Origin of the sequence: Streptococcus sp. SR1 (assembly GCF_000526075.1) — a bacterium.
GTDB classification, from domain to species: Bacteria; Bacillota; Bacilli; order Lactobacillales; family Streptococcaceae; genus Streptococcus; species Streptococcus halitosis.
Map to the genome: position 1 here is coordinate 109202 of NZ_JATR01000021.1, position 22984 is coordinate 132185.

The window sequence follows — 22984 nt, forward strand, 5'->3', positions numbered from 1 at the left end:
AAGGCCAATTTTAGTCGTCTTTTTTACTTTTTATAAGTTTTTATAGCCAAAAACTATAATCTTGCTGGAAAATTAGATAAAAAAACAAACGCTTTCTTTTGATTCTATTTTATTTTTTGGTACAATAGTCCTATGAAAATTTTAGTTACGTCAGGCGGTACCAGTGAAGCTATCGATAGCGTCCGCTCTATCACTAATCACTCGACTGGTCGCTTGGGGAAAATCATCACCGAAGCCCTACTTGCTGCTGGTCATGAGGTTTGTTTGATTACTACTCCTAGTGCTATTAAGCCAGAACCTCATCCCAACCTAAGCATTCGAGAAATTAATAATACCAACGACCTTCTAGTTGTGATGCAAGATCTTGTTAAGGATTATCAGGTCTTAATCCACTCAATGGCTGTGTCCGACTATACTCCTGTTTATATGACGGGGCTTGAGGAGGTACAGGCTAGCTCCAATCTAGAAGAATTCTTAAACAAGCAGAATCATCAAGCTAAGATTTCTTCAACTGATGAGGTTCAGGTTTTATTTCTGAAAAAAACACCCAAAATCATCTCTCTAGTCAAAGAATGGAATCCTGATATTCATCTGATTGGTTTTAAACTGCTGGTTGATGTCTCTGAAGATTATCTCATAGAAATTGCTAGACAGAGTCTTATCAAGAACCAAGCAGACTTGATCATTGCAAATGACCTGACTCAAATTTCAGCAAATCGACACCGAGCTATCTTTGTTGAGAATGATCATCTTCAAACCGTTCAAACCAAAGAGGAAATTGCAAATCTCCTCCTTAAAAAAATTCAAGCATACGATTCATAGAAAGGAAAGCCATGGCAAATATTCTCATCGCAGTGACAGGTTCCATTGCCTCCTATAAATCAGCTGACCTAGTCAGTTCCTTGAAGAAACAAGGCCATCATGTCACTGTCTTAATGACTCAGGCTGCTACAGAGTTTATCCAACCGTTGACACTACAGGTCCTCTCTCAAAATCCTGTCCACCTTAATGTCATGAAGGAACCCGCTCCTGATCAAGTCAATCATATCGAACTAGGCAAAAGGACTGACCTTTTTATTGTAGCCCCTGCTACTGCTAATACCATCGCAAAGTTAGCCCACGGATTTGCTGACAACATGGTGACAAGCACAGCGCTTGCCCTGCCAAACCACGTCAAAAAGTTAGTCGCACCAGCCATGAATACAAAAATGTATGACCATCCGGCAACTCAGGCTAATCTAAAAACATTAGAGACCTATGGTTATCAGATTATCTCCCCAAAAGAATCTTTACTAGCCTGTGGCGATCACGGCAAAGGCGCCCTAGCTGACCTGAATACTATATTAGAAAGAATAAAGGAAACCCTCGATGAACAAACGCTCTAACATTGCCCCAATTGCTATCTTTTTTGCAGTTATGCTCGTTATCCACTTTTTGAGCTCTCTCCTATTTAATCTTTTCCCATTTCCAATTAAACCAACTATCGTTCATATTCCAGTAATCATTGCTAGTATCATTTACGGCCCACGAGTTGGTGTTACACTTGGTTTCTTGATGGGACTGCTAAGCTTAACGGTAAACACGATTACCATCCTTCCAACCAGCTACCTCTTTTCTCCATTCGTACCGAACGGAAACATCTATTCTGCGATTATCGCTATTGTCCCTCGCATTTTGATCGGTCTGACACCTTACTTGGTCTATAAACTGATGAAAAATAAAACTGGGCTAATCCTAGCTGGTGCCCTTGGTTCCCTTACCAACACCGTCTTTGTCCTTGGTGGAATCTTCTTCCTTTTTGGAAATGTCTTCGATGGCAATATCCAAAAACTCCTAGCAACTGTTATCTCTACAAACTCAATCGCCGAATTGGTTATCTCAGCCATCTTGACTGTAATGATTGTCCCACGTCTCGAAACCTTGAAGAAATAAAAAAACAACTCCACTTTCGTCCTGAAGGTGGAGTTTAGTAGTTAAAACATAAGAATTAAGTTCCCAGTATTCTTTACCACATTTAATCAAATATCCCTTAAAAATTACTAATGCTTCTTGACTTGATTGGTGATTTATTGTACTATACTTATGTATATACAGATAAATGGAGGTTCTTATGGATATACGGAAAAAAACGCAGTTTATGACTATGACTGCCCTACTCACTGCAATAGCGATTTTGATTCCAATCATTATGCCTTTTAAAATCGTTATCCCACCGGCTTCTTACACCTTGGGAAGTCATATCCCCATCTTTATCGCCATGTTCCTATCACCTTTGATGGCTGCTTTTGTGATTATTGCTTCGAGTCTCGGTTTCCTGATGGCAGGCTACCCTATGGTTATTGTCCTACGCGCCTTTTCTCACATCGTTTTTGGTACTTTGGGGGCTTTGTACTTAAAGAAATTCCCTGAAACCTTGGATAAACCAAAGGCATCTTGGATTTTTAACTTTGTTTTGGGTGTTGTTCATGCTATCGCTGAAGTACTAGCTTGTATCATCTTTTATGCTACTTCAGGAACAAATGTTGAAAATATGTTTTATGTTCTCTTTGTCCTAGTTGGTTTTGGCACAATCGTCCATAGTATGGTTGACTATACATTAGCACTAGCTGTCTATAAAGTGCTTCGAAAACGTCGCTAAAAGGAAAAACTATGACAACGGATCGCAAACAAGCTCTTCTCAAACTATTAAAAGAGGCGCCAAAAGCTCTCAATGGTCAAACCTTGGCTGAACACTTTCATGTTACGCGCCAAGTCATCGTACAGGATATCGCTATTCTCCGAGCAGATGGGGCTCCTATCCTATCCACCAATCGTGGTTATATCTACAAAGAAAATGATGCCAGTCCCTACGTCCACAAACTCTTTAAAGTGAAACATGAACTGGAAGAAATCGGTCAGGAACTACTAGCCATTGTAGATAATGGCGGACGCGTTCAAAATATCTTAATCGATCATCCCGTTTATGGAGAAATTGAAACCCATCTCAAACTCACCTGTCGCCGAGATGTCCAGCACTTTCTGGAACAAGTCGAGAATTCAGACTTTAGACCCCTTTCTGAATTGACAGACGGCATCCATTACCACCTTGTTGAAGCCGAGACACAACAAGACCTCCACTATATCGAGGAGGCCTTGGATCAGTTAGGTTATTTAGTAAAAGACTAGAAAATTTCTTTTTCCCAGCCGTCCTCTGTACGATGGCGATAGAAAAATTCAGACTTGTCAGGTGCTTCCATCATTTCCATCAAAGGCAACATATCATAGGCCAGTTCCAAATTTGGAATCTGGTCTTTTTGCACCCAAGATACTTCTCCTTCTTCGGACGATTGAAGACTTCCAGTAAACTCTGTCGCCTTGTAACAAAAGACGATGTAGCGTTCACCTGTATCTAAGGGCCAATTTTTAATACCGACCAGTTGGGGATTATGAATCGTCAAACCTGTTTCTTCGTAGATTTCACGTATGACAGACTCTGCGAAAGCCTCGCCATTCTCAACATGACCTCCTGGAAAGGCGTAGCCAGACCAGCGATTGTTTTCAGGAGAGCGATATTGCATGACTACACGTTGATTTTTAAGGTCTTCAATTAGACAGATATTGGTTAAAATAGTTGATTGGGCACGGGACATGAATTTGCTCGCTTTCTAAGTTATTAAAATATATTTTTGGGGATTTCACGATAAAAGCATTAACTAAGTCATGGTATTATGATAAGATACTCTGACAGTGATAATTATATATAATGACCTATATTGACAAGAATAGATGAAAGAGGTATTACAATCATTTCTTCAATTTCTTCTTTTCTAAATGTTTAGCAAGAAGTAAAAGGACCAATCCCAAGAAAAAGAATAGCATATAAGTTGCGATAGGAAACCAGATATAGCGGTAATCTAGTGATAAGAGAGATGGTAAAATCCCTTTACTGTTTTTCCCACTAACTCCGAAAAACAGATGGACCACTAAACCGATACTATTAAGATAGATGAATAATCCAGCAAATCTGGTTAGAGTCATCCTTAACCTGGATAAATCTAGAAACCAATAGTCAAATATTCTGTAGACCAGACAAAAAAGATTTGCATATAATGGAAAACTATAGTTAATATCTCTGTATAGTAAAGGAAGTGGGAGGCTTTCAAAAATAAAATTAATACCTAGTCCTATTCCTAAGATTAGAAAAAGGACTAAGAAGAAACCTATAATTTTATGAGAATCTAGCCAATGCTGAAAACTTTCTTTCCTTGATAGATTCTTTTTTGTATTTGAATTTCTTTTATTCATTTTCACCGTTTTCTTCATATCTAGACTACTGAAACAAGGAAATAGCAATTTGGCTAATTAAATTTGACTTAAGGGCCTCTCTACCCCAACGCCTTCACTTCCAACATCATATCACGAATCTGGGCTGCCAGTTCAAAGTCAAGCACTTCGACGGCTTCTTGCATTTGTCTTTCTAGTTTCTTGACGAGTTCCTTGCGTTCTTGTTTGTTGAGGCTATTGATATCGACTTCCTTGTCCTCTTCCTTGGCAACTGCCTTGGTTACGGCAATAAGGTCACGGATTTCTTTCTTGATTGTCTGAGGTACGATACCATGCTCTTCATTATAAGCCATCTGGATTTTCCGACGGCGGGCCGTTTCATCGATAGCACGTTGCATAGACTGAGTTATCGTATCTGCATACATGATGACATGCCCTTCGCTATTACGGGCAGCACGGCCAATGGTCTGGATGAGGCCACGTTCGTTACGAAGGAAACCTTCCTTATCAGCATCGAGAATAGCAACCAAGCTTACCTCGGGAACGTCAATCCCTTCACGAAGGAGGTTAATTCCGACCAAGACATCAAAGACACCCAAGCGCAGGTCACGGATAATCTCTGTCCGTTCCAAAGTCTTGATATCCGAGTGCATATACTTGACCTTGATGCCCATTTCCTTAAAGTAGTCAGTCAGGTCTTCTGCCATTTTCTTGGTCAAGGTGGTAATAAAGGTTCGTTCATTCTTTTCAACACGGGCATTGATTTCACCTAGGAGGTCATCAATCTGCCCCATAGTTGGTCGGACCTCCACTTCAGGATCTAGAAGCCCTGTCGGACGAATGATTTGCTCAATCACTGTCTCGGTCTGTTCATTTTCATAGTCGCCTGGTGTCGCTGAAACGTAAACAATCTGATGCACATGACTTTCAAACTCTTCCCGACGGAGAGGACGATTGTCCAAGGCAGACGGCAAACGGAAACCATAATTGACTAGCATTTCCTTACGCGAACGGTCTCCATTATACATGCCCTTGATTTGCCCCATGGTCATGTGACTTTCATCAATCATGATCAAGAAATCATCTGGAAAAAAGTCGAGAAGCGTATAAGGAGGCTCGCCTTCACTACGACCATCCATGTGGCGTGAGTAGTTCTCAACCCCATTTGTATAACCCATCTCACGTAACATCTCAATATCATACTCTGTCCGCTGTTTCAAACGCTGGGCCTCTAGCAGTTTGCCTTCCTTCTCAAAGACAGCTAACTGCTCTTCTAATTCTGCCTGAATCTTGGCAATCGCAACTTCCATGTGGTCGTCATTGGTCACAAAGTGAGTGGCAGGGAAAATCGCCAAATGATCCACTTCTCCCAATACCTGACCTGTCAAAGCCTCAACCTCACGGATACGGTCAATCTCATCTCCGAAAAATTCTACTCGAAAAGCGTGTTCATCACGAGAAGCTGGGAAAATCTCCACCACATCCCCGCGAACGCGAAATCTTCCCCGTTGGAAATCAATATCATTTCGTTCAAACTGAATATCCACTAAGTCATTCAAAAGTTTATCACGAGAAATTTCAAGACCTGGACGGAGACTAACGACACTATCAGCGTATTCCTTTGGCGAACCCAAACCATAGATACAAGAGACAGAAGCTACGACAATGACGTCATTACGCTCCAGAAGGGCTGAAGTCGCTGAGTGGCGAAGCTTGTCAATCTCGTCATTAACAGAACTGTCCTTCTCAATGTAGGTATCACTAGAAGGCACATAGGCCTCGGGTTGGTAATAATCATAGTAAGACACGAAGTACTCAACAGCATTCTCAGGAAAAAATTCCTTGAACTCTCCATAGAGCTGACCAGCTAGGGTTTTGTTATGGGCAATGACCAAAGTTGGTTTATTGACTTTGGAAATGACCTGACTCATGGTATAGGTCTTCCCTGTACCCGTCGCCCCCATCAGAATCTGAGCCTTTTCTCCACCTTCGATATTATCAACCAACTGCTCAATTGCCTGAGGTTGATCTCCTGAAGGTTCATATTTTGATACTAGTTTAAATTTATTATCTGTAATTCGATTAATCATGATTGCCTCATCTGCATTTTTCTATCTTTCTATTTTACCATAAATTTGCTTTTCAGACTCTTCTCCAAACTGATAAGAACGAGCAATTCATGTTATATTTTCTTACATAAAATTCATAAAATTTGCCTTTTCACCTTTTTTCTGGTATAATGGAAAAATATTCGGAAAAGGAGACTAAAAATGAAGAAAAAAATACTAGCATGTTTGCTCATTTTATTTCCCATTTTCTCACTAGGTATGGCAAAAGCCGATACTGTTAAGATTGTGTCTGATACAGCTTACGCGCCTTTTGAGTTTAAAGATTCAGATCAAACCTACAAAGGGATTGATGTTGATATTATCAATAAAGTCGCAGAAATCAAAGGATGGAACATCCAAATGTCTTATCCTGGCTTTGACGCAGCTGTAAATGCAGTGCAGTCAGGTCAAGCAGATGCCATTATGGCAGGTATGACAAAAACAAAAGAACGTGAAAATGTCTTTACCATGTCTGATACCTATTATGATACAAAAGTTGTCATTGCTACCACTAAGGCAAATAAAATCACCAAATATGAGGAACTCAGCGGGAAAACAGTTGGTGTTAAGAACGGAACTGCCGCTCAACGTTTCCTCGAAAGTATCAAAGATAAATACGGTTTCTCTATCAAAACTTTTGATACAGGTGATTTGATGAATAACAGTCTAAGTGCTGGTGCTGTAAATGCCATCATGGATGATAAACCTGTTATTGAGTATGCGATTAACCAAGGACAAGATCTCAGCATCAATATGGATGGTGAGGCTGTTGGAAGCTTTGCCTTTGGTGTCAAGAAAGGGAGCAAGTATGAACACTTGGTTACCGAGTTTAATGAAGCCCTAGCACAAATGAAAAAGGATGGTAGTTTGGAGCAAATCATCCAAAAATGGACAGCTTCTACAACTACGGCAACTCCAACGACAACTACTGCTGCTGGACAAAAAGCTACTCCTGTGAAAAGCAAGTACATTATTGCCAGCGACTCATCTTTCGCCCCATTCGTCTTTCAAAATTCAAGCAATCAATACACTGGTATTGATATGGACCTTATCAAGGCCATTGCTAAAGACCAAGGTTTTGAAATTGAAATTACCAACCCAGGATTTGACGCAGCCATTAGTGCTGTACAAGCAGGACAAGCAGATGGTATCATTGCTGGTATGTCTGTAACGGATGCCCGTAAGGAAACCTTCGACTTCTCAGAATCATACTACACAGCAAATACGATTCTCGGTGTAAAAGAATCAAGCACCATTGCTTCTTATGAAGACCTCAAGGATAAAACTGTCGGTGTTAAAAACGGGACTGCTTCTCAAACGTTCCTTACTGAAAACCAAAACAAATACGGATATAAGATTAAAACCTTCGCAGATGGCGCATCTATGTATGACAGTCTGAATACTGGATCTATTGATGCCGTGATGGATGATGAGCCAGTTCTAAAATATTCTATCAGCCAAGGTCAAAAATTGAAAACGCCAATCACTGGAACTCCAATCGGTGAAACAGCCTTTGCGGTTAAAAAAGGAACAAACCCTGAATTGATCCAGATGTTCAATAATGGACTCGCGAACCTCAAAGCTAACGGAGAATTCCAAAAGATTCTTGACAAGTATCTAGCTAGCGAAACTTCAACTGACTCTACAAGTACGGTTGACGAAACAACTATCTGGGGCTTGCTTCAAAACAACTACAAACAACTTCTTAGTGGACTTGGAATCACTCTTGCTCTAGCGCTTATTTCATTTGCAATTGCTATTGTCATCGGGATTATCTTTGGTATGTTTAGTGTTAGCCCATACAAATCTCTTCGTTTGATCTCTGAGATTTTCGTTGACGTTATCCGTGGTATTCCCTTGATGATTCTTGCAGCCTTCATCTTCTGGGGTATTCCAAACTTCATCGAGTCGATTACAGGCCAACAAAGTCCAATTAATGACTTTGTAGCTGGTACTATTGCCCTCTCACTCAATGCTGCTGCTTATATCGCTGAAATTGTTCGTGGTGGGATTCAAGCTGTTCCAGTTGGGCAAATGGAAGCCAGTCGCAGTCTTGGTATCTCTTATGGAAAAACCATGCGTAAGATTATCTTGCCACAAGCGACTAAATTGATGTTGCCAAACTTCGTCAACCAATTCGTTATCGCTCTTAAAGATACAACCATCGTGTCTGCTATCGGTTTGGTGGAACTTTTCCAAACTGGTAAGATTATCATCGCCCGTAACTACCAAAGTTTCAAGATGTATGCAATCCTTGCTATCTTCTATCTTGTAATTATCACGCTTTTGACTAGACTAGCCAAACGCTTAGAAAAGAGGATTCGTTAATGGCAAAACTAAAAATTGATGTAAATGATTTGCATAAGTATTATGGAAAAAATGAAGTTTTAAAAGGCATTACAACTAAATTCTATGAAGGAGATGTTGTTTGTATTATCGGTCCTTCCGGTTCTGGTAAATCCACTTTCCTCCGTAGCCTTAACCTTCTCGAGGAGGTGACGAGTGGCCACATCACTGTGAATGGTTATGATTTGACTGACAAATCAACCAATGTCGACCATGTCCGCGAAAACGTGGGAATGGTTTTCCAACATTTCAACCTCTTTCCTCACATGTCCGTTCTAGAGAATATCACTTTTGCTCCTATTGAACACAAACGGATGACCAAAGAAGAAGCTGAGAAATTGGGGATGGAGTTGCTTGAAAAGGTTGGACTAGCAGATAAAGCTAATGCCAATCCAGATAGCCTTTCAGGTGGTCAGAAACAGCGTGTAGCCATCGCTCGTGGACTTGCCATGAATCCTGATATTATGCTCTTTGATGAACCAACTTCCGCTCTTGACCCTGAAATGGTTGGAGATGTACTAAACGTTATGAAGGAATTAGCAGAGCAAGGCATGACCATGATCATCGTAACCCACGAGATGGGATTTGCTCGTCAGGTGGCCAATCGTGTTATCTTTACGGCTGATGGTGAGTTCCTGGAAGATGGAACTCCAGATCAAATCTTCGACAACCCGCAACACCCTCGTCTAAAAGAGTTCTTGGACAAGGTCTTAAATGTATAAAACAAAAGTGTAAGGTTCTCCTTACACTTTTTTAATTGCGTATTGGATTTTTGATTTTTTTGAAAATTATGATAAAATAAAATCTATGACAATGAGAAAATCTCATCCCTAGTCCAACTAGGAAAAAATATAGAAATTAGGTAGCTAGATGTCATCAAAGGTTATTGTTACAATTTTCGGTGCGAGTGGAGATTTAGCTAAACGCAAACTCTACCCTTCCCTTTTCAGGCTCTATAAATCAGGCAATCTCTCTGAGCATTTTGCTGTTATCGGAACAGCTCGTAGACCTTGGAGTAAGGAATATTTTGAATCTGTAGTTGTCGAGTCCATCCTTGACTTGGCAGATAGTACCGAGCAAGCCCAAGAATTTGCTAGCCACTTCTACTATCAAAGCCATGATGTGAATGATACGGAACATTACATTGCTTTGCGTCAATTACAAGCTGAGCTGAATGAAAAATACCAAGCTGAACACAACAAGCTCTTCTTCTTGTCTATGGCACCTCAGTTCTTTGGAACCATTGCCAAGCACCTCAAATCTGAAAACATTGTCGATGGCAAAGGTTTTGAGCGCTTGATCGTTGAGAAACCATTTGGTACAGACTACGAAACAGCGAGCAAGCTCAATGAAGATCTCCTTGCGGCCTTTGATGAGGAGCAGATCTACCGTATCGACCATTACCTAGGTAAAGAGATGATTCAGAGTATCTTTGCTGTTCGTTTTGCCAACATGATTTTTGAGAATGTTTGGAATCGCGAACACATCGATAATGTTCAGATTACCTTTGCAGAGCGCTTGGGTGTAGAAGAACGTGGTGGCTACTATGATCAATCTGGCGCCCTTCGTGATATGGTGCAAAACCATACACTCCAACTCCTCTCTCTTCTAGCCATGGACAAACCAGCTAGCTTTACAAAGGATGAGATTCGTGCTGAAAAGATAAAGGTCTTTAAAAACCTCTATCATCCAACTGAGGAAGAATTGAAAGAACAGTTTATCCGTGGTCAGTACCGCTCTGGTAAAATCGATGGTATGAAATACATTTCCTATCGAAGCGAGCCAAATGTCGATCCTGAATCTACAACAGAAACCTTTGCATCTGGCGCCTTCTTTGTAGATAGCGATCGTTTCCGTGGTGTTCCCTTCTTCTTCCGTACTGGTAAACGCCTGACAGAAAAAGGCACTCATGTCAATATCGTCTTTAAGCAAATGGACTCTATCTTTGGAGAGCCTCTTGCTCCAAACATTTTGACAATCTATATCCAACCAACTGAAGGCTTCTCACTCAGCCTCAATGGGAAGCAAGTCGGTGAAGAATTTAACCTGGCACCAAGTTCTCTGGATTACCGTACAGATGCTACTGCTACTGGAGCCTCACCAGATCCATACGAGAAATTAATCTACGATGTCTTGAACAACAACTCAACCAATTTTAGCCACTGGGATGAGGTAAGTGCTTCTTGGAAATTGATTGACCGTATTGAAAAACTCTGGGCTGAAAACGGAGCTCCACTCTACGATTATAAATCTGGGAGCATGGGACCACAAGCTAGCTTTGACTTACTTGAGAAGTATGGAGCCAAATGGACCTGGCAACCAGATATCGCCTATCGTGAAGATGGACGTTTAGAATAGCAAAAATATCCTGCAAGATTAACTTGCAGGATATTTATTTTGTATTAAATCAAGCCCTCTAAAAGACCCTTCATAAAGTTTTCTGAGTTAAATTCCCCTATATCATCGATTTTTTCACCGAAACCAATCAATTTTACAGGGATATTGAGTTCTTCTCGAATGGCTAGTACAACACCACCTCGGGCAGTTCCATCAATTTTTGTCAAAACAATTCCTGTCAATGGTGTTATCTTAGAAAATTCCTTAGCTTGTACCAAGGCATTCTGTCCAGTTGACGCATCAAGGGCCAGGAAGGTTTCATGAGGTGCTTCAGGAACGACACGTTTGATAATACGACCAATCTTTTCCAACTCGGCCATAAGGTTGTCCTTGTTTTGCAGACGACCTGCTGTATCAATCATAAGGATATCAATCCCTTCTGCTACAGCACGTTCCATCCCATCAAAGACTACACTAGCTGGATCAGCCTTTTCAGGCCCCGTCACAACAGGAACATCAACACGACGGCCCCATTCAGCTAGCTGGGCAACAGCTCCAGCACGGAATGTATCTGCCGCAACCAACATGACCTTCTTGCCAGCTTGTTTGTAGCGATGAGCCAATTTCCCGATAGAAGTTGTTTTCCCAACACCATTAACACCAACAAAGAGCATGACTGTCAAACCATCTTGAAAATGGATTTGCTCATCGTAGTTGCCATCCTTCTCATAGAGTTCAACCAATTTCTCGATAATGACACGACGGAGTGCGTCTGGCTTCTTAGCGTTTTCTAATTTGGCTTCATAACGTAGTTCTTCTGTTAAGTTTGAAGCGACCTGCACACCGACGTCACTCATGATGAGCAGTTCTTCCAATTCCTCGAAGAATTCTTCATCGACTGAACGGAAGTTGGCAAAGAAGGCATTCAAACGAGCACCGAATCCCGTACGAGTTTTCTTGAGACTGCGGTCATATTTTTCCTGAGCGGTTTCTTCAACCTGAGGAAGTTCTTCTTCTACAACTTCAGACGTTAGTTCTTCTTCAGTTTCTAGAGATTCTTGGCTCTCTTCTTCTAGAATTTTTTCTGACTCTTGGAATCGTTCCAGTTCATCAGATTCTAGCTCAAGCTCTTCCTGAGCAGTTTCCTCGACTGCTTCTGGTTCAATAACTTCTTCTGTCGAGACCTGAGGAAGTTCTTCTTGAGCAGGTGTTTCTTCCACTTTGTCCGTCGCTGTTTCTTCGACTGCCGTTTGGTTTTCTTCAACCTCTTCTGACAAATCAAGATTTTCCAGTGCTTCTTTTACAACATCTTCGATTTTTGGCTCTTCTTTTTTTCCGAATAAACGGTCAAATAATCCCATTTTTTAACTCTCCTTTAGCACATATTCTTCGATAGCCCAGGCAACAGCTTCCTCGTCGTTGGTCATCGGGGTAATCACATTGGCAACTGCTTTAACTGCTGGAACTGCATTTTGCATGGCAACTCCTAGACCCGCCCACTCAATCATGGAAAGGTCATTGGCCTCGTCCCCACAAGCCATGACTTGACTTTGGTCGATTCCCAAGTGTTTAATTAATTTCGCTAAACCTGTTGCCTTGTGGACATTTTTCGGCGACCATTCCAATAAGAGTTCACGCGATTTGAAGATTTCATATTGGTCAAACAATTCTGGAGAAATCTGTTGAATCGCTGCATCCAAAGGTTCTTGGGCAAAGGCAGTCACACATTTATTATACGTCATCTGACTAGATAGATCTTCAAAAGCGACAGGTACGAAAGTCAGGGCTGGGTTGAACTTAGCATAGAGACTTTCTTGGTCAGACTGGATTTGATAGACTGTTCCTTCTGAAATGGCGTCTAACGGTAATCCGAGTTTTTCAGTTTCCTCGTACAAGCGTGCCACATCGTCGATTGAAAAGACTGTTTTATCGAGAATCTCTCCTGTGTTTTTTTGCACTAGACCACCATTAAAGGTGATGGTGTACTCATCCTCCTGACCGTCAGTCCCCAGCTCATGGAGAAAGAAATCCATAGCCTTTAGAGGACGCCCCGTTGTCAGTACGACCTTGATGCCACGATCACGCGCAGCCTTGAGGACCGCCTTGGTACGATCTGTCAGCCTTTTATCTGTTGTCAGTAAGGTACCATCCAAATCAAGTGCAATCAATTTAATATCTGCCATTATAAGCCCTCCATATAAGCCATCACTGATTGGTTCTTATGGTGGCCAATCACTGCTTCTGCTAATTCTAAAATCTCTGGTCGCGCATTTTCAGGAGCGATTGGGTGCCCAACAACCTGCATCATATGAAGGTCATTGAGATTATCGCCAAATGCCATAACCTGATCCATGGTTAGATCCAGTTTTTTTGCTAGCTCAACAATAGCCACACCCTTATCAACATAGTCTAAGACAATATCGATGGATTCAAAACCTGTGGTCATGGCTTTCACACCAGGAACATTTTCGTTGACCCATGCCTCTCCAGCTTCTATCGTTTCTTCAGTAAAGTTAGTAGTGAATTTAAAAATCTCATCTGTGATATCTTCTAAACTCGCTACTTTTTGAATATTCTCATTGTAGTGACGGCTGAACTTGAGATAGGTCTCATCGACTGTATCCAATATATAACACGCTTTTTTCCCTGTCAGAAGCATTTTTCTTTCATCAAAATAGGGTGATTTCTTTAAAGCTTCAAAAGTACTCAAGTAAAAGTCGCGAGACATAGTAGCCTCGTACATATTCTCTCCATGAAACTCAACATAGCTCCCGTTTTCAGCTATAAAAATCACTTCATCACGTACATCCGCAAACAACTTTTTCAGGGACAGAATACCACGACCTGAAGCCACTGCAAAATAAATCCCCTTTTCCTTGTAGGAAACAAGTAAATTTTTAAGGCGTTCCATATCAAACCGACCCTCTCCATCTAGAAAGGTTCCGTCCATATCCGTTGCTACAAGTTTAATCATAAAATCCTTTATTCTCCAATTGATAAATCTATCTTCTATTATACCATAGATAAGTTTAAAAAGTTCTAGTACAGTAGGATAGCACTACTTTTTCGGAGAAACTTCAAAGGGCCTAAAAATTAGAATCGTAGAACTTTTTTCAGATAGTTTAAAAAATTTGTATTCCCCTACCCTTTTCTCTATAATGAAGAGAAAGGAGATGACTATGACAGAAATAAAACATGAAATTGATGCAAACTTTGCAGGCCGACTCAATATCCTACGAGCGGGTGTTCTGGGTGCCAATGATGGGATTATTTCCATCGCTGGAGTGGTTATCGGGGTTGCTAGTGCGACAAGCAATATCTGGATTATCTTTTTATCTGGACTAGCCGCTATCCTCGCTGGTGCTTTTTCTATGGCAGGTGGCGAATATGTCTCTGTATCCACTCAGAAAGACACGGAAGAAGCCGCTGTTGCTAGAGAACAGTTGCTCTTGGATAAGGACATCGAATCTGCAAAACAATCCCTCTATGCTGCCTACCTTCAAAATGGTGAGTGTGAAACGTCCGCCCAACTCTTGACCAACAAGGCCTTTTTAAAAAATCCCCTCAAAGCCTTGGTCGAAGAGAAGTATGGAATCGAGTACGAAGAGTTTACCAACCCTTGGCATGCTGCTATCTCTAGCTTTATCGCCTTTGTACTGGGAAGTCTTCCTCCTATGCTTTCCATCACCGTCTTTCCAAGTGACTATCGTATTCCAGCAACTGTTCTTATCGTAGCCCTTTCCCTTCTCGTCACTGGCTATACCAGTGCTAAATTAGGAAAAGCACCTACGAAAACTGCTATGATCCGTAACCTCTGTATCGGACTTCTCACCATGGGAGTAACCTTCCTCTTAGGACAACTCTTTAGTATCTAAGATAAAAGAAATACCTCGATAAATATCGAGGTATCTTTTTTTACATTTGCACAATCTTGCGATAGCTTCTTGAGGTAATCATAAAGATTAAAACATAGACGATGAGGAAGATCGCACAGATGGACAGAGTGACAGTCAGCATCATGGTTGCATCTAGCACCCCAATGACTTTTAGGATGAGACTAAGCATATGATAGGCAAAGGCAAGGTGTAGGAAGGCAAAGAGCAAAGGGAGGAAGAAAACAGTTAGCACCTGTTTATTGATGGTTTGCTTGATTTGCTTTTGATCGAGACCGACTTTTTGCAAAATGATAAAGCGTTCACGGTCTTCATAGCCTTCAGAGATTTGTTTGTAGTAGATGACAAGAACTGTTCCCACCATAAAGATGATAGAGAGGAAGATACCGATGAAGAAGACTCCACCAAAGAGAGCACTCATCTGCGCACTGCTATCAGCTAGATTACTTCCGTAAACATAGCTTCCTTCTTTGCTTAATTCTCTATTAAAATCACCAAGGAATTTTGAATAGTCGTTGGCAAGTTTGAGTTGCTCTTCCTCACTAGCTGTTACATTCATACCACCGTAGTATTGATTAAAGATGGAAGAATTAGGATGCTGGTCAAGAAAGACTTGTAGGTCAGGAACAACCAGATAGTTATAGTCCGAAGTTAGAATATTGTACTGATTTGGGACATGTTCAAGAATAAAATCTTTTTTGATTTCTTCCTTTATTGTATAGGTCTGGTCATTTAGAGTCAGTTCTTTCTGTCCTTGAAGTTCTTTGTTTTTAGTAAACAATCCGACTTCCTTACCTGAAAGTGCAAGTTTCTGACCCGTCATATTCTCGTAATCTTTTTGGTCAAAGACCATAAAAATAGTTTTCGGTTGAACACGATTTTGACCTTTCTCAAAAATGGTTAATTTCGTACCTTCTTGGTTTGCTACACCAAAGCTACTGTATGTAAGGACTTCTTTCTTTGTGACAGTCAATCCTTTATCGCTAGCATACTGGTCTAGGAGTTTATTTATGTCTTCTTTTTCAACATTCTGTCCTGTAATTCCAAAATCATGTGGATTCATGACTTTCTTGAAAGTTTCAGAGCCCTTAAAGATACTCGTTGCAGCAGACATAGTCACCAAGACCATGGTTGAGAGAATAGCAATCGTCGCTAGACCAACAGCATTTTTCTTCATACGAAAAATGAGATTGGATACAGAAATCATGTTGTTAGGTTGGTAATAGTAACGCTTGTTTTTCTTCAAGATTTGTAGGAAAACTGTGATTCCTGCATTGAAGAGAAGATAAGTTCCAAAAATTACCAGCAAGACTGCTACGAAGAAAATCAGAACAGCAGAAAGTGGGTTTTCAACTGTAACTGCTAGGTAATAACCCGCTCCCAAACTGATTAGACCTAGAATGGTTTGAAGGCCTAAGAAACGTCCTTTTTTCTCACCACTAGCTTTTTCACGAGAGAGCTGAAGGGCATTCATGCGTGCGATGCGAAAGGCATTGATAAAAATCAAACCTAGGAAGATAGCTCCAAAGACGATGAGAACTAGGATAAAGACAATTGGTTGGAAAGTCGAAACGAGCTCCACTTTCATCTTCATCAGCTTCAGAAGAAGGGCAAAGATTAGCTTATCAAAGAGAGCTCCTAGGCCGAGACCAGCTGTCAAGGTTAAGGAACCAAAAATAAGAAGCTCCTTAAAAACCATACTGATCAAATGGCGCTTTTCGAGACCCAACATACCATATATACCCAGCTCCTTGGAGCGGTTCTTCATGACAAAACTATTGGCATACAGGACAATAATTCCAGAAGCGATGGTAACAACCACCATACCAAGAGCGAGGGTCATAGAGATAGTTTCTCCCCCTCGGATCTTGCCAATATTAGGGTTAAGTGACAGTGAGTAAAAGAGATAGGTGATGGTCACTGCTAAGAGAACTGCTAAGGCAAAGGGATAGTAGAGTTTGCGGTTTTTGATTAAGTTGGATACCGCTAACTTATTGGTTAATCGGAACATACTAATTCACCTCGCTTGCCATAACAGTCAAAGTGTCAGAGATTTCTTGGAACATCTGACGCTCTGTCTTGTCTCCACGGTAGATTTGGTTGTAAAGAATGCCGTCTTTAATAAAGAGAACGCGCTTGGCCCTGCTGGCTGCTGCCGTTGAGTGAGTTACCATGAGAATGGTTTGGCCACGTTCATTGATTTCATCAAATACATCAAGAAGGGCTGCAGATGACTTGGAGTCAAGGGCTCCTGTTGGCTCATCCGCAAGGAGAATTTCAGGTTCTGTGATGATGGCGCGTGCTACTGCTACCCGTTGCTTTTGACCGCCTGAGATCTCGTAAGGGTACTTCTCTTGCAATTGGTTAATGCCCAAATTTTCAGCTGTCACTACCAATTTCTTCATCATCTCAGTGATGGGTCTCCTTGATAAAACTAGAGGAAGCAAGATATTGTCTTTGACAGACAAGGTATCTAGTAAGTTAAAGTCTTGGAAGACAAATCCCAACTTCTCACGACGGAAGCTGGAAGCCCGTGAGTTTTTAATGGTGGCTGTGTCTACTCCGTTCAAGTAAACTTGACCACGAGTTGGCTTATCCAGCATAGCTAGGATGTTGAGCAGGGTTGATTTCCCAGAACCAGACTCTCCCATGATGGCAACGTAGTCACCCTTTTCTACGGTAAAGTGAATATCTTTGAGAGCCTCTACTTGGTTGCCTTGGAAGCGTGTTTTGTAGATTTTTTGAACGTGTTTTACATCTAAAAGTGTCATGATTTTCTCCTTCTTAATATCCCATCATTTGAAACTGCGCTTGCATCATAGCGCATCCCAGTTGAACACGCTCGATATCTTTTTGACTTGGTTTTCTTGTTTTCTTTTGTAAGATTCTTTTCATGGTTTTACTCCTTTGTTCTTTATGAGTCTAGTTTATCGCAAAAAAAGGCGGCTTGCCATAACCTAACCTTACAAAAGAGACTTTAATCTTACATTTTTGTAAGATTGAAAAAATCAAGCAATTTCGCTATCAATATTTTACCATAAAAGAAAGGCAAGAAGAAAACCCTTGCGGATGCAAGGGTTAAGGTTCACTTCTTTTTCTGACCTCTTTGAGAAATAAGGAAAGTATCTATAAACTATTTCAAAATCCAACTCACCAAAACCAGCCATCATTGTCATCAATTGCTTCGGCTTCCTTGCGTTTGCGTGGTCCTGTTCCGTACATTTCTGCTTCGATTTCTTCCTTAGTTGGCAGGATGGAGGCGAGAATGATGTAAATAATCACACCAACTCCAAAATTTGATATGGTAAAAATGGCGAAGAGAAAGCGAACTAAGGTTACATCAAAATTCCACTTGTCTGACAGACCGGCTAAAACTCCTGACACCATACGATTTCGTCTCATTTTATAAAATTTTGTATTCATGATTGTTTCCTCTTTCGGTATTCTTACAACTAGTATAGCATGAAACAGGGGCACAAACATCAGTCCTTAGGCCGATTTAAGATGACAAGTTTACCACGGCAGACGCCACAACGATAGCGTTTTGTATCAATCCTACGCTTACGCTGATAAGTTTGCTGGCAAGATTGGCACTGATAGACTAGGTAACTACTTTGGGCTCTCAAAGGGGGAACAAAGCGCAGTCCATCCACTTCTTTCAAAAGTTCTTTAAAATCTCGGTCCTTATGCCGATAACCCTTTTTCTGAAAATAAAGGTGATAGTGACAGAGTTCATGGCGCACGATTTTCCGAAAAACCTCCAAACCAAGTTCATTATAGACCTTGGGATTAAAATCCAAATGCCCATCTTTAGGGAAAAATCGCCCACCTGTCGTTCGCAGACGAGAATTCCACTGGGCTTGGTGGGTAAAGGGTCTACCAAAGTCTACGAGTGAAACAGACTGAACGTACTCAGTTAGATTCATCTGGAGCGAGGAGCGACAGATTGACTTTTTCACGTTCGGTATCGATTTTTTTAACCCAAACCGTTACCAAATCTCCAACAGACACCACTTGGCTGGGATGTTTGATAAATTTGCGACTCATATGAGAAATATGAATGAGGCCGTCTTCGTGAATCCCGATATCAACGAAGGCACCGAAGTCAACGACATTACGCACCACACCTTCTAGCTTCTGGCCAACTTTTAAGTCTTTGATATCCAGTACATCTTGACGGAGTACAGGTGCGTCAAAGGAATCACGGAAGTCTCGACCTGGTTTGAGAAGGTCAGCAATGATATCTTTAAGGGTTTCTGGGCCAAGTTCTAGTTCTTGCGCCATTTCCTTGATAGAAAGAGACTTAAGCTTATTTTGGGCTTCTTCATTCAAGTCCTTGATATCCAAGCGTTTGAAAAGTTCCTTAACGGCAGCATAGTTTTCTGGGTGAACTCCTGTATTATCAAGAATATTGCTACTTTCTGGGATACGGAGGAAACCAGCAGCCTGCTCAAAGGCTTTGGCACCGAGGCGAGGAACCTTTTTGATTTGGGCGCGTGAAGTGATTTTTCCCTCTTCCTCACGGTATTTGACAATATTTTCAGAAATGGTTTTATTGAGTCCAGCCACATGGGAAAGAAGAGCTGGGCTGGCGGTATTGACATTGACACCGACTTGGTTCACCACCGTATCGACGACAAAATCTAGACTCTCAGACAGTTTCTTCTGACTGACATCGTGCTGGTATTGACCAACACCGATTGACTTAGGATCGATTTTGACCAATTCCGCGAGGGGATCTTGCAAACGACGGGCGATAGAGATAGCCGAGCGTTTTTCAACAGTTAATTCTGGAAACTCCTGACGAGCAAGTTCACTGGCAGAGTAGACAGAAGCGCCACTTTCATTGACGATGACATAACTGACCTCAGGAAAATCTTTCAGGACTTCCGCCACAAAGGCTTCACTTTCCCGACTGGCCGTTCCATTTCCGATGGCAATGATTTCTACACCATACTGACCAATCAAGTCTGCCAAATCTTTCTTGGCTTCTTCAATCTGACGAGCGGAGGCTGGTTTTACTGGATAAATGACTTGAGTCGTCAGCATTTTTCCTGTTGCATCTACGACAGCAAGCTTAGCACCAGTACGAAAAGCAGGGTCAAATCCTAGAACCACGCGTCCTTTCAGAGGAGCAACCAAGAGGAGATTGCGCAGGTTGTCAGAAAAGAGTTGGATAGCTCCTTCTTCTGCTTTCTCAGTTAATTCTGTCCGAATGCGTCGTTCGATAGCAGGCAAGACCTTTTTCTTAACTGACTGTTGAACCACTTCATCTATATAGGCATTTTTCACCTTGAATCGGGCAGCAAAGAAAGATAAGATACGGTCCGTCGCATGTTCAAAGCCGACCTTCAAAATCCCTAGTTTCTCACCGCGATTGAGAGCCAAGGTACGATAACCCTGCATATTGCCAACTGTCTCTGAAAAATCATAATATATCTGAAAAACTTGTTTTTCATCAAGATTTTCATCCTTGACTTGCGAAGTGATTTTAGAATGTCTCAACACTTCCTGATAGGTTAGTGAACGCAAGGTCACATCTTCGGATAGGGCTTCGACCAAGATATCAATCGCACCAGCCAAGGCTTCTTGACCAGTCGCAAATCCTTCACAGACAAACTTTTCGGCCTCTTTCTCTAAGTCAGCTACATTCTGCAAAATCAAGCGAGCAAGAGGAAAGAGTCCAGCTTCACGGGCAATGGTTGCCTTGGTCCGACGCTTTTCCTTATAAGGAAGATAGAGTTCTTCAACATCTGCTAATTTTTCAGCTGCCAAAATAGCTGCTTCCAATTCCTTGGTTAGTTTGCCTTGTTCTTGAATCTTAGCTAAGACAGCTTCTTTACGGTCGTTGAGATTTGTCAGACTTTTATCTAGGTTGATAATGGCCTTAATCGCTACCTCATCCAGACTACCAGTCATGTCCTTCCGGTAACGTGCAATGAAGGGAATTGTCGCCCCTTCAGCCGTCAAACTTAGAACGGTATCGATTTGCTTTAAGGTTACACCCAAATCTTGGGAAATTTTTTCATATTTTTTATCCATATACCTATTATACCATAAGGAACAACTCTTGTTTTGCCTTACCTGTTTTTGCATCTTTGATTATCAAAATAATCCCATTTCCACAAAATAATAGTATAATAAAGGTAGAATGTAGAAAAGAGGTACACCCATGGCTGTTAAATTTACAAAAACGGATGATTTGGACAAGATGTTTGAAGAATTCGCCAAACTTCCTGACTTAACACAAGTCACTTTCCCAGATGACAAAGACAAAAAAGAAAAAGTTGAGAAGAAAAAATAGATGACGATTTTCCAATCTCTTCCTCCTAGTGTATTACAAGCGGGAGCTATTTTTCTCTCCATCATGATTGAAGCCCTTCCTTTTGTCCTGATTGGGAGTCTGATTTCGGGGTTGATTGAGGTCTATATCACACCTGATAAAGTTTATGAGTTTCTTCCTCGCAATCGTTGGGGGAGGATCTTTTTTGGTACCTTCATTGGCTTTCTCTTTCCATCATGCGAGTGTGGAATCGTTCCAATTATCAATCGTTTTCTGGAAAAGAAAGTGCCCAACTACACAGCGGTTCCCTTTCTGGTGACTGCTCCCATCATCAATCCTATCGTTCTTTTCGCTACATATTCTGCCTTTGGCAATTCAATAAAATTTGCCTTATTGCGAGCTCTGGGAGCTATTGTGATTGCTTTGGTGCTTGGAATTTTCCTAGGATTTTTCTGGAAGGAACCCATTCAAAAAGAGAATCTTATCGCTTGTCATGAACATGACTTTTCACACTTGACTCCTGCTAGAAAAATATTTCAGGTCTTTATACAAGCTATTGATGAGTTTTTTGATATGGGGCGTTACTTGATCTTTGGCTGTCTCTTTGCGGCTATCGTGCAGGTCTATGTCCCGACTCGGATCTTGACCTCTATCAGCGCAAGTCCAGTCCTTGCGATTCTCTTGCTCATGTTTCTAGCCTTTCTCCTCTCTCTTTGTAGCGAGGCGGACGCCTTTATCGGTGCTTCTCTCCTCTCGAGCTTCGGCCTAGCGCCAGTCCTTGCTTTTCTGGTCATTGGCCCCATGCTTGATATCAAAAATCTCCTCATGTTGAAACACTATCTCAAAGCACGCTTCATCTGGCAATTCATGGGCATCGTGACAGTGCTTGTCTTGCTTTATTCTTACATGATAGGAGTGATGCTATGATCCGATTTTTCATTTTACTGGGTTATTTTGCCCTAACTCTGTATCTGCAGCTATCTGGCAAGCTCAGTCACTACATCAACCTCCACTATTCCTATCTAGTCTATATCTCTATGGTCCTTTCTCTTCTGTTGGCTCTGGTCCAATTCTATATCTGGATCAAGAAAATCAACTCTCACAGCCATTTGGAAAGTCGTCGATCTAGACGAATCAGCATCCTTTTACTGTCACTACCTCTGTTGATTGGGGTTGCCTTTCCTACAGTAAGTTTGGACTCGAGAACCGTATCTGCCAAAGGATATCATTTCCCACTTGCTGAGGGAATCAACACAGCCATTCAGGCAAGCGAAGAAACATCCAGTCAATACCTCAAACCCGATACCAGCACCTATTTTTCCAAATCTGCTTATGAAAAGGAAATGAGGACTACAGCTGATAAATACCTCACCCAGCCAACCATTCAAATTACAGACGATAACTATATGGAGGTCATGGAAGTTCTCTATGACTATCCTCAAGAGTTTGAAGGAAAGAAAATCGAGTTTACAGGCTTCGTCTATAACGATCCTAGCCATCCAGATAGCCAGTTCCTCTTTCGCTTTGGCATCATCCACTGTATCGCAGACTCTGGAGTATATGGACTCCTGACCAAGGGAAACTCACGCCAGTATCCTGACAATACCTGGATTACCGCTAGAGGAACCCTGACCCTCCACTACCATAAAGAACTCAAACAAAAACTCCCAACACTAGAGGTTGAGAGTTTCACAAAAGTAGATAAACCAGAAAATCCTTATGTATATCGCGTGTTTTAATAAAAAGAGGCAATA

Annotated in this window: 23 protein-coding genes; 12 read left to right on the plus strand and 11 right to left on the minus strand. The window is 41.4% G+C overall.

Annotation, left to right across the window (positions count from 1 at the left end; all coding sequences use genetic code 11):
• The first annotated feature begins 132 nt into the window (after positions 1-132).
• From coaB to HMPREF1518_RS07640, 5 genes are all read left to right on the plus strand, one after another.
• On the plus strand, positions 133-822 hold the full coding sequence (gene coaB, locus HMPREF1518_RS07620; protein WP_033585316.1) for a phosphopantothenate--cysteine ligase: 690 nt from the start codon (positions 133-135) through the stop codon (positions 820-822).
• 11 nt (positions 823-833) lie between these two features.
• A complete protein-coding gene (gene coaC / locus HMPREF1518_RS07625) occupies positions 834-1385 on the plus strand; it encodes a phosphopantothenoylcysteine decarboxylase (RefSeq protein WP_033585317.1) in 552 nt (183 codons plus the stop codon).
• Complete coding sequence (locus HMPREF1518_RS07630; RefSeq protein WP_033585319.1) at positions 1369-1932, plus strand: ECF transporter S component; 564 nt, start codon at positions 1369-1371, stop codon at positions 1930-1932. Before coaC ends, HMPREF1518_RS07630 begins: the two co-directional genes overlap by 17 nt.
• A gap of 178 nt (positions 1933-2110) precedes the next feature.
• Complete coding sequence (locus HMPREF1518_RS07635) at positions 2111-2638, plus strand: ECF transporter S component (RefSeq protein ID WP_000354641.1); 528 nt, start codon at positions 2111-2113, stop codon at positions 2636-2638.
• Between the two features lie 11 nt (positions 2639-2649).
• A complete protein-coding gene (locus tag HMPREF1518_RS07640; RefSeq protein WP_000205862.1) occupies positions 2650-3165 on the plus strand; it encodes a transcription repressor NadR in 516 nt (171 codons plus the stop codon).
• On the opposite strand, the gene HMPREF1518_RS07645 is transcribed toward HMPREF1518_RS07640, so the two are convergent.
• The 3 genes from HMPREF1518_RS07645 to uvrB all read right to left on the minus strand — a co-directional run bounded on the left by HMPREF1518_RS07645 (position 3162) and on the right by uvrB (position 6353).
• The gene (locus HMPREF1518_RS07645; RefSeq protein WP_033585320.1) at positions 3162-3629 is read right to left on the minus strand and encodes an 8-oxo-dGTP diphosphatase; all 468 of its coding nucleotides are present in this window, start codon (positions 3627-3629) and stop codon (positions 3162-3164) included. The two genes, HMPREF1518_RS07640 and HMPREF1518_RS07645, sit on opposite strands and share 4 nt — an antisense overlap.
• Before the next feature lie 154 nt (positions 3630-3783).
• A complete protein-coding gene (locus HMPREF1518_RS11005; RefSeq protein WP_000754411.1) occupies positions 3784-4302 on the minus strand; it encodes a hypothetical protein in 519 nt (172 codons plus the stop codon).
• A gap of 62 nt (positions 4303-4364) precedes the next feature.
• Positions 4365-6353, minus strand: coding sequence for an excinuclease ABC subunit UvrB (gene uvrB, locus HMPREF1518_RS07655; RefSeq protein ID WP_033585322.1), 1989 nt, complete (start codon positions 6351-6353; stop codon positions 4365-4367).
• Between the two features lie 180 nt (positions 6354-6533).
• Between uvrB and HMPREF1518_RS07660 the strand changes: the two genes are divergently transcribed.
• The 3 genes from HMPREF1518_RS07660 to zwf all read left to right on the plus strand — a co-directional run bounded on the left by HMPREF1518_RS07660 (position 6534) and on the right by zwf (position 11075).
• Entirely contained in the window at positions 6534-8699 is a 2166-nt protein-coding gene (locus HMPREF1518_RS07660; protein ID WP_033585323.1) for an ABC transporter substrate-binding protein/permease, read from the plus strand.
• The gene (locus HMPREF1518_RS07665) at positions 8699-9439 is read left to right on the plus strand and encodes an amino acid ABC transporter ATP-binding protein (RefSeq protein ID WP_007516801.1); all 741 of its coding nucleotides are present in this window, start codon (positions 8699-8701) and stop codon (positions 9437-9439) included. The genes HMPREF1518_RS07660 and HMPREF1518_RS07665 overlap by 1 nt, the downstream gene beginning before the upstream one ends.
• 148 nt (positions 9440-9587) lie before the next feature.
• Positions 9588-11075 (plus strand): glucose-6-phosphate dehydrogenase, encoded by a 1488-nt coding sequence (gene zwf, locus HMPREF1518_RS07670; protein WP_033585324.1) that lies wholly within the window; start codon positions 9588-9590, stop codon positions 11073-11075.
• Positions 11076-11119: 44 nt separating this feature from the next.
• Here the strand turns inward: zwf and ftsY are convergent, their stop codons facing one another.
• The 3 genes from ftsY to HMPREF1518_RS07685 are packed head-to-tail and all read right to left on the minus strand — an operon-like array spanning position 11120 to position 14028.
• Entirely contained in the window at positions 11120-12415 is a 1296-nt protein-coding gene (ftsY, locus tag HMPREF1518_RS07675; protein WP_033585326.1) for a signal recognition particle-docking protein FtsY, read from the minus strand.
• 3 nt (positions 12416-12418) lie between these two features.
• Positions 12419-13237, minus strand: coding sequence for a Cof-type HAD-IIB family hydrolase (locus HMPREF1518_RS07680; protein WP_033585327.1), 819 nt, complete (start codon positions 13235-13237; stop codon positions 12419-12421).
• Positions 13237-14028, minus strand: a complete 792-nt coding sequence (locus tag HMPREF1518_RS07685; protein WP_033585329.1) for a Cof-type HAD-IIB family hydrolase — start codon at positions 14026-14028, stop codon at positions 13237-13239. Before HMPREF1518_RS07685 ends, HMPREF1518_RS07680 begins: the two co-directional genes overlap by 1 nt.
• Before the next feature lie 205 nt (positions 14029-14233).
• Between HMPREF1518_RS07685 and HMPREF1518_RS07690 the strand changes: the two genes are divergently transcribed.
• On the plus strand, positions 14234-14929 hold the full coding sequence (locus HMPREF1518_RS07690; protein ID WP_000136040.1) for a VIT1/CCC1 transporter family protein: 696 nt from the start codon (positions 14234-14236) through the stop codon (positions 14927-14929).
• A 40-nt stretch (positions 14930-14969) separates the two neighbouring features.
• On the opposite strand, the gene HMPREF1518_RS07695 is transcribed toward HMPREF1518_RS07690, so the two are convergent.
• The 5 genes from HMPREF1518_RS07695 to HMPREF1518_RS07715 all read right to left on the minus strand — a co-directional run bounded on the left by HMPREF1518_RS07695 (position 14970) and on the right by HMPREF1518_RS07715 (position 20989).
• Complete coding sequence (locus HMPREF1518_RS07695; RefSeq protein WP_033585330.1) at positions 14970-16958, minus strand: ABC transporter permease; 1989 nt, start codon at positions 16956-16958, stop codon at positions 14970-14972.
• 1 nt (position 16959) lies between these two features.
• On the minus strand, positions 16960-17718 hold the full coding sequence (locus tag HMPREF1518_RS07700) for an ABC transporter ATP-binding protein (protein ID WP_033585331.1): 759 nt from the start codon (positions 17716-17718) through the stop codon (positions 16960-16962).
• A 379-nt stretch (positions 17719-18097) separates the two neighbouring features.
• Positions 18098-18370 carry a PspC domain-containing protein gene (locus HMPREF1518_RS07705; RefSeq protein ID WP_001092795.1) on the minus strand — a complete coding sequence of 91 codons (273 nt, stop codon included), beginning with the start codon at positions 18368-18370 and terminating at the stop codon, positions 18098-18100.
• A gap of 59 nt (positions 18371-18429) precedes the next feature.
• A complete protein-coding gene (locus HMPREF1518_RS07710) occupies positions 18430-18873 on the minus strand; it encodes a SprT family protein (protein ID WP_033585332.1) in 444 nt (147 codons plus the stop codon).
• Positions 18860-20989, minus strand: coding sequence for a Tex family protein (locus HMPREF1518_RS07715; protein WP_033585334.1), 2130 nt, complete (start codon positions 20987-20989; stop codon positions 18860-18862). Before HMPREF1518_RS07715 ends, HMPREF1518_RS07710 begins: the two co-directional genes overlap by 14 nt.
• A 130-nt stretch (positions 20990-21119) precedes the next feature.
• Here HMPREF1518_RS07715 and HMPREF1518_RS11050 point away from each other — a divergent pair, with 130 nt between their 5' ends.
• Genes HMPREF1518_RS11050 through HMPREF1518_RS07730 form a run of 3 tightly spaced genes read left to right on the plus strand, consistent with a single transcriptional unit; the run spans position 21120 to position 22969 of the window.
• Positions 21120-21251, plus strand: coding sequence for an SPJ_0845 family protein (locus tag HMPREF1518_RS11050; protein WP_000268696.1), 132 nt, complete (start codon positions 21120-21122; stop codon positions 21249-21251).
• Positions 21252-22157 carry a permease gene (locus HMPREF1518_RS07725; RefSeq protein WP_033585335.1) on the plus strand — a complete coding sequence of 302 codons (906 nt, stop codon included), beginning with the start codon at positions 21252-21254 and terminating at the stop codon, positions 22155-22157. It begins immediately after the preceding gene.
• Positions 22154-22969, plus strand: coding sequence for a TIGR03943 family putative permease subunit (locus HMPREF1518_RS07730; protein ID WP_033585336.1), 816 nt, complete (start codon positions 22154-22156; stop codon positions 22967-22969). Before HMPREF1518_RS07725 ends, HMPREF1518_RS07730 begins: the two co-directional genes overlap by 4 nt.
• The last annotated feature ends 15 nt before the right edge of the window (positions 22970-22984 follow it).

Bases quoted from the DNA above. Each gene is read 5' to 3' on its own strand.
- coaB (WP_033585316.1), top strand. From the start codon at position 133: ATGAAAATTTTAGTTACGTCAGGCGGTACCAGTGAAGCTATCGATAGC.
- coaC (WP_033585317.1), top strand. From the start codon at position 834: ATGGCAAATATTCTCATCGCAGTGACAGGTTCCATTGCCTCCTATAAA.
- HMPREF1518_RS07630 (WP_033585319.1), top strand. From the start codon at position 1,369: ATGAACAAACGCTCTAACATTGCCCCAATTGCTATCTTTTTTGCAGTT.
- HMPREF1518_RS07635 (WP_000354641.1), top strand. From the start codon at position 2,111: ATGGATATACGGAAAAAAACGCAGTTTATGACTATGACTGCCCTACTC.
- HMPREF1518_RS07640 (WP_000205862.1), top strand. From the start codon at position 2,650: ATGACAACGGATCGCAAACAAGCTCTTCTCAAACTATTAAAAGAGGCG.
- HMPREF1518_RS07645 (WP_033585320.1), bottom strand. From the start codon at position 3,629: ATGTCCCGTGCCCAATCAACTATTTTAACCAATATCTGTCTAATTGAA.
- HMPREF1518_RS11005 (WP_000754411.1), bottom strand. From the start codon at position 4,302: ATGAAGAAAACGGTGAAAATGAATAAAAGAAATTCAAATACAAAAAAG.
- uvrB (WP_033585322.1), bottom strand. From the start codon at position 6,353: ATGATTAATCGAATTACAGATAATAAATTTAAACTAGTATCAAAATAT.
- HMPREF1518_RS07660 (WP_033585323.1), top strand. From the start codon at position 6,534: ATGAAGAAAAAAATACTAGCATGTTTGCTCATTTTATTTCCCATTTTC.
- HMPREF1518_RS07665 (WP_007516801.1), top strand. From the start codon at position 8,699: ATGGCAAAACTAAAAATTGATGTAAATGATTTGCATAAGTATTATGGA.
- zwf (WP_033585324.1), top strand. From the start codon at position 9,588: ATGTCATCAAAGGTTATTGTTACAATTTTCGGTGCGAGTGGAGATTTA.
- ftsY (WP_033585326.1), bottom strand. From the start codon at position 12,415: ATGGGATTATTTGACCGTTTATTCGGAAAAAAAGAAGAGCCAAAAATC.
- HMPREF1518_RS07680 (WP_033585327.1), bottom strand. From the start codon at position 13,237: ATGGCAGATATTAAATTGATTGCACTTGATTTGGATGGTACCTTACTG.
- HMPREF1518_RS07685 (WP_033585329.1), bottom strand. From the start codon at position 14,028: ATGATTAAACTTGTAGCAACGGATATGGACGGAACCTTTCTAGATGGA.
- HMPREF1518_RS07690 (WP_000136040.1), top strand. From the start codon at position 14,234: ATGACAGAAATAAAACATGAAATTGATGCAAACTTTGCAGGCCGACTC.
- HMPREF1518_RS07695 (WP_033585330.1), bottom strand. From the start codon at position 16,958: ATGTTCCGATTAACCAATAAGTTAGCGGTATCCAACTTAATCAAAAAC.
- HMPREF1518_RS07700 (WP_033585331.1), bottom strand. From the start codon at position 17,718: ATGACACTTTTAGATGTAAAACACGTTCAAAAAATCTACAAAACACGC.
- HMPREF1518_RS07705 (WP_001092795.1), bottom strand. From the start codon at position 18,370: ATGAATACAAAATTTTATAAAATGAGACGAAATCGTATGGTGTCAGGA.
- HMPREF1518_RS07710 (WP_033585332.1), bottom strand. From the start codon at position 18,873: ATGAATCTAACTGAGTACGTTCAGTCTGTTTCACTCGTAGACTTTGGT.
- HMPREF1518_RS07715 (WP_033585334.1), bottom strand. From the start codon at position 20,989: ATGGATAAAAAATATGAAAAAATTTCCCAAGATTTGGGTGTAACCTTA.
- HMPREF1518_RS11050 (WP_000268696.1), top strand. From the start codon at position 21,120: ATGGCTGTTAAATTTACAAAAACGGATGATTTGGACAAGATGTTTGAA.
- HMPREF1518_RS07725 (WP_033585335.1), top strand. From the start codon at position 21,252: ATGACGATTTTCCAATCTCTTCCTCCTAGTGTATTACAAGCGGGAGCT.
- HMPREF1518_RS07730 (WP_033585336.1), top strand. From the start codon at position 22,154: ATGATCCGATTTTTCATTTTACTGGGTTATTTTGCCCTAACTCTGTAT.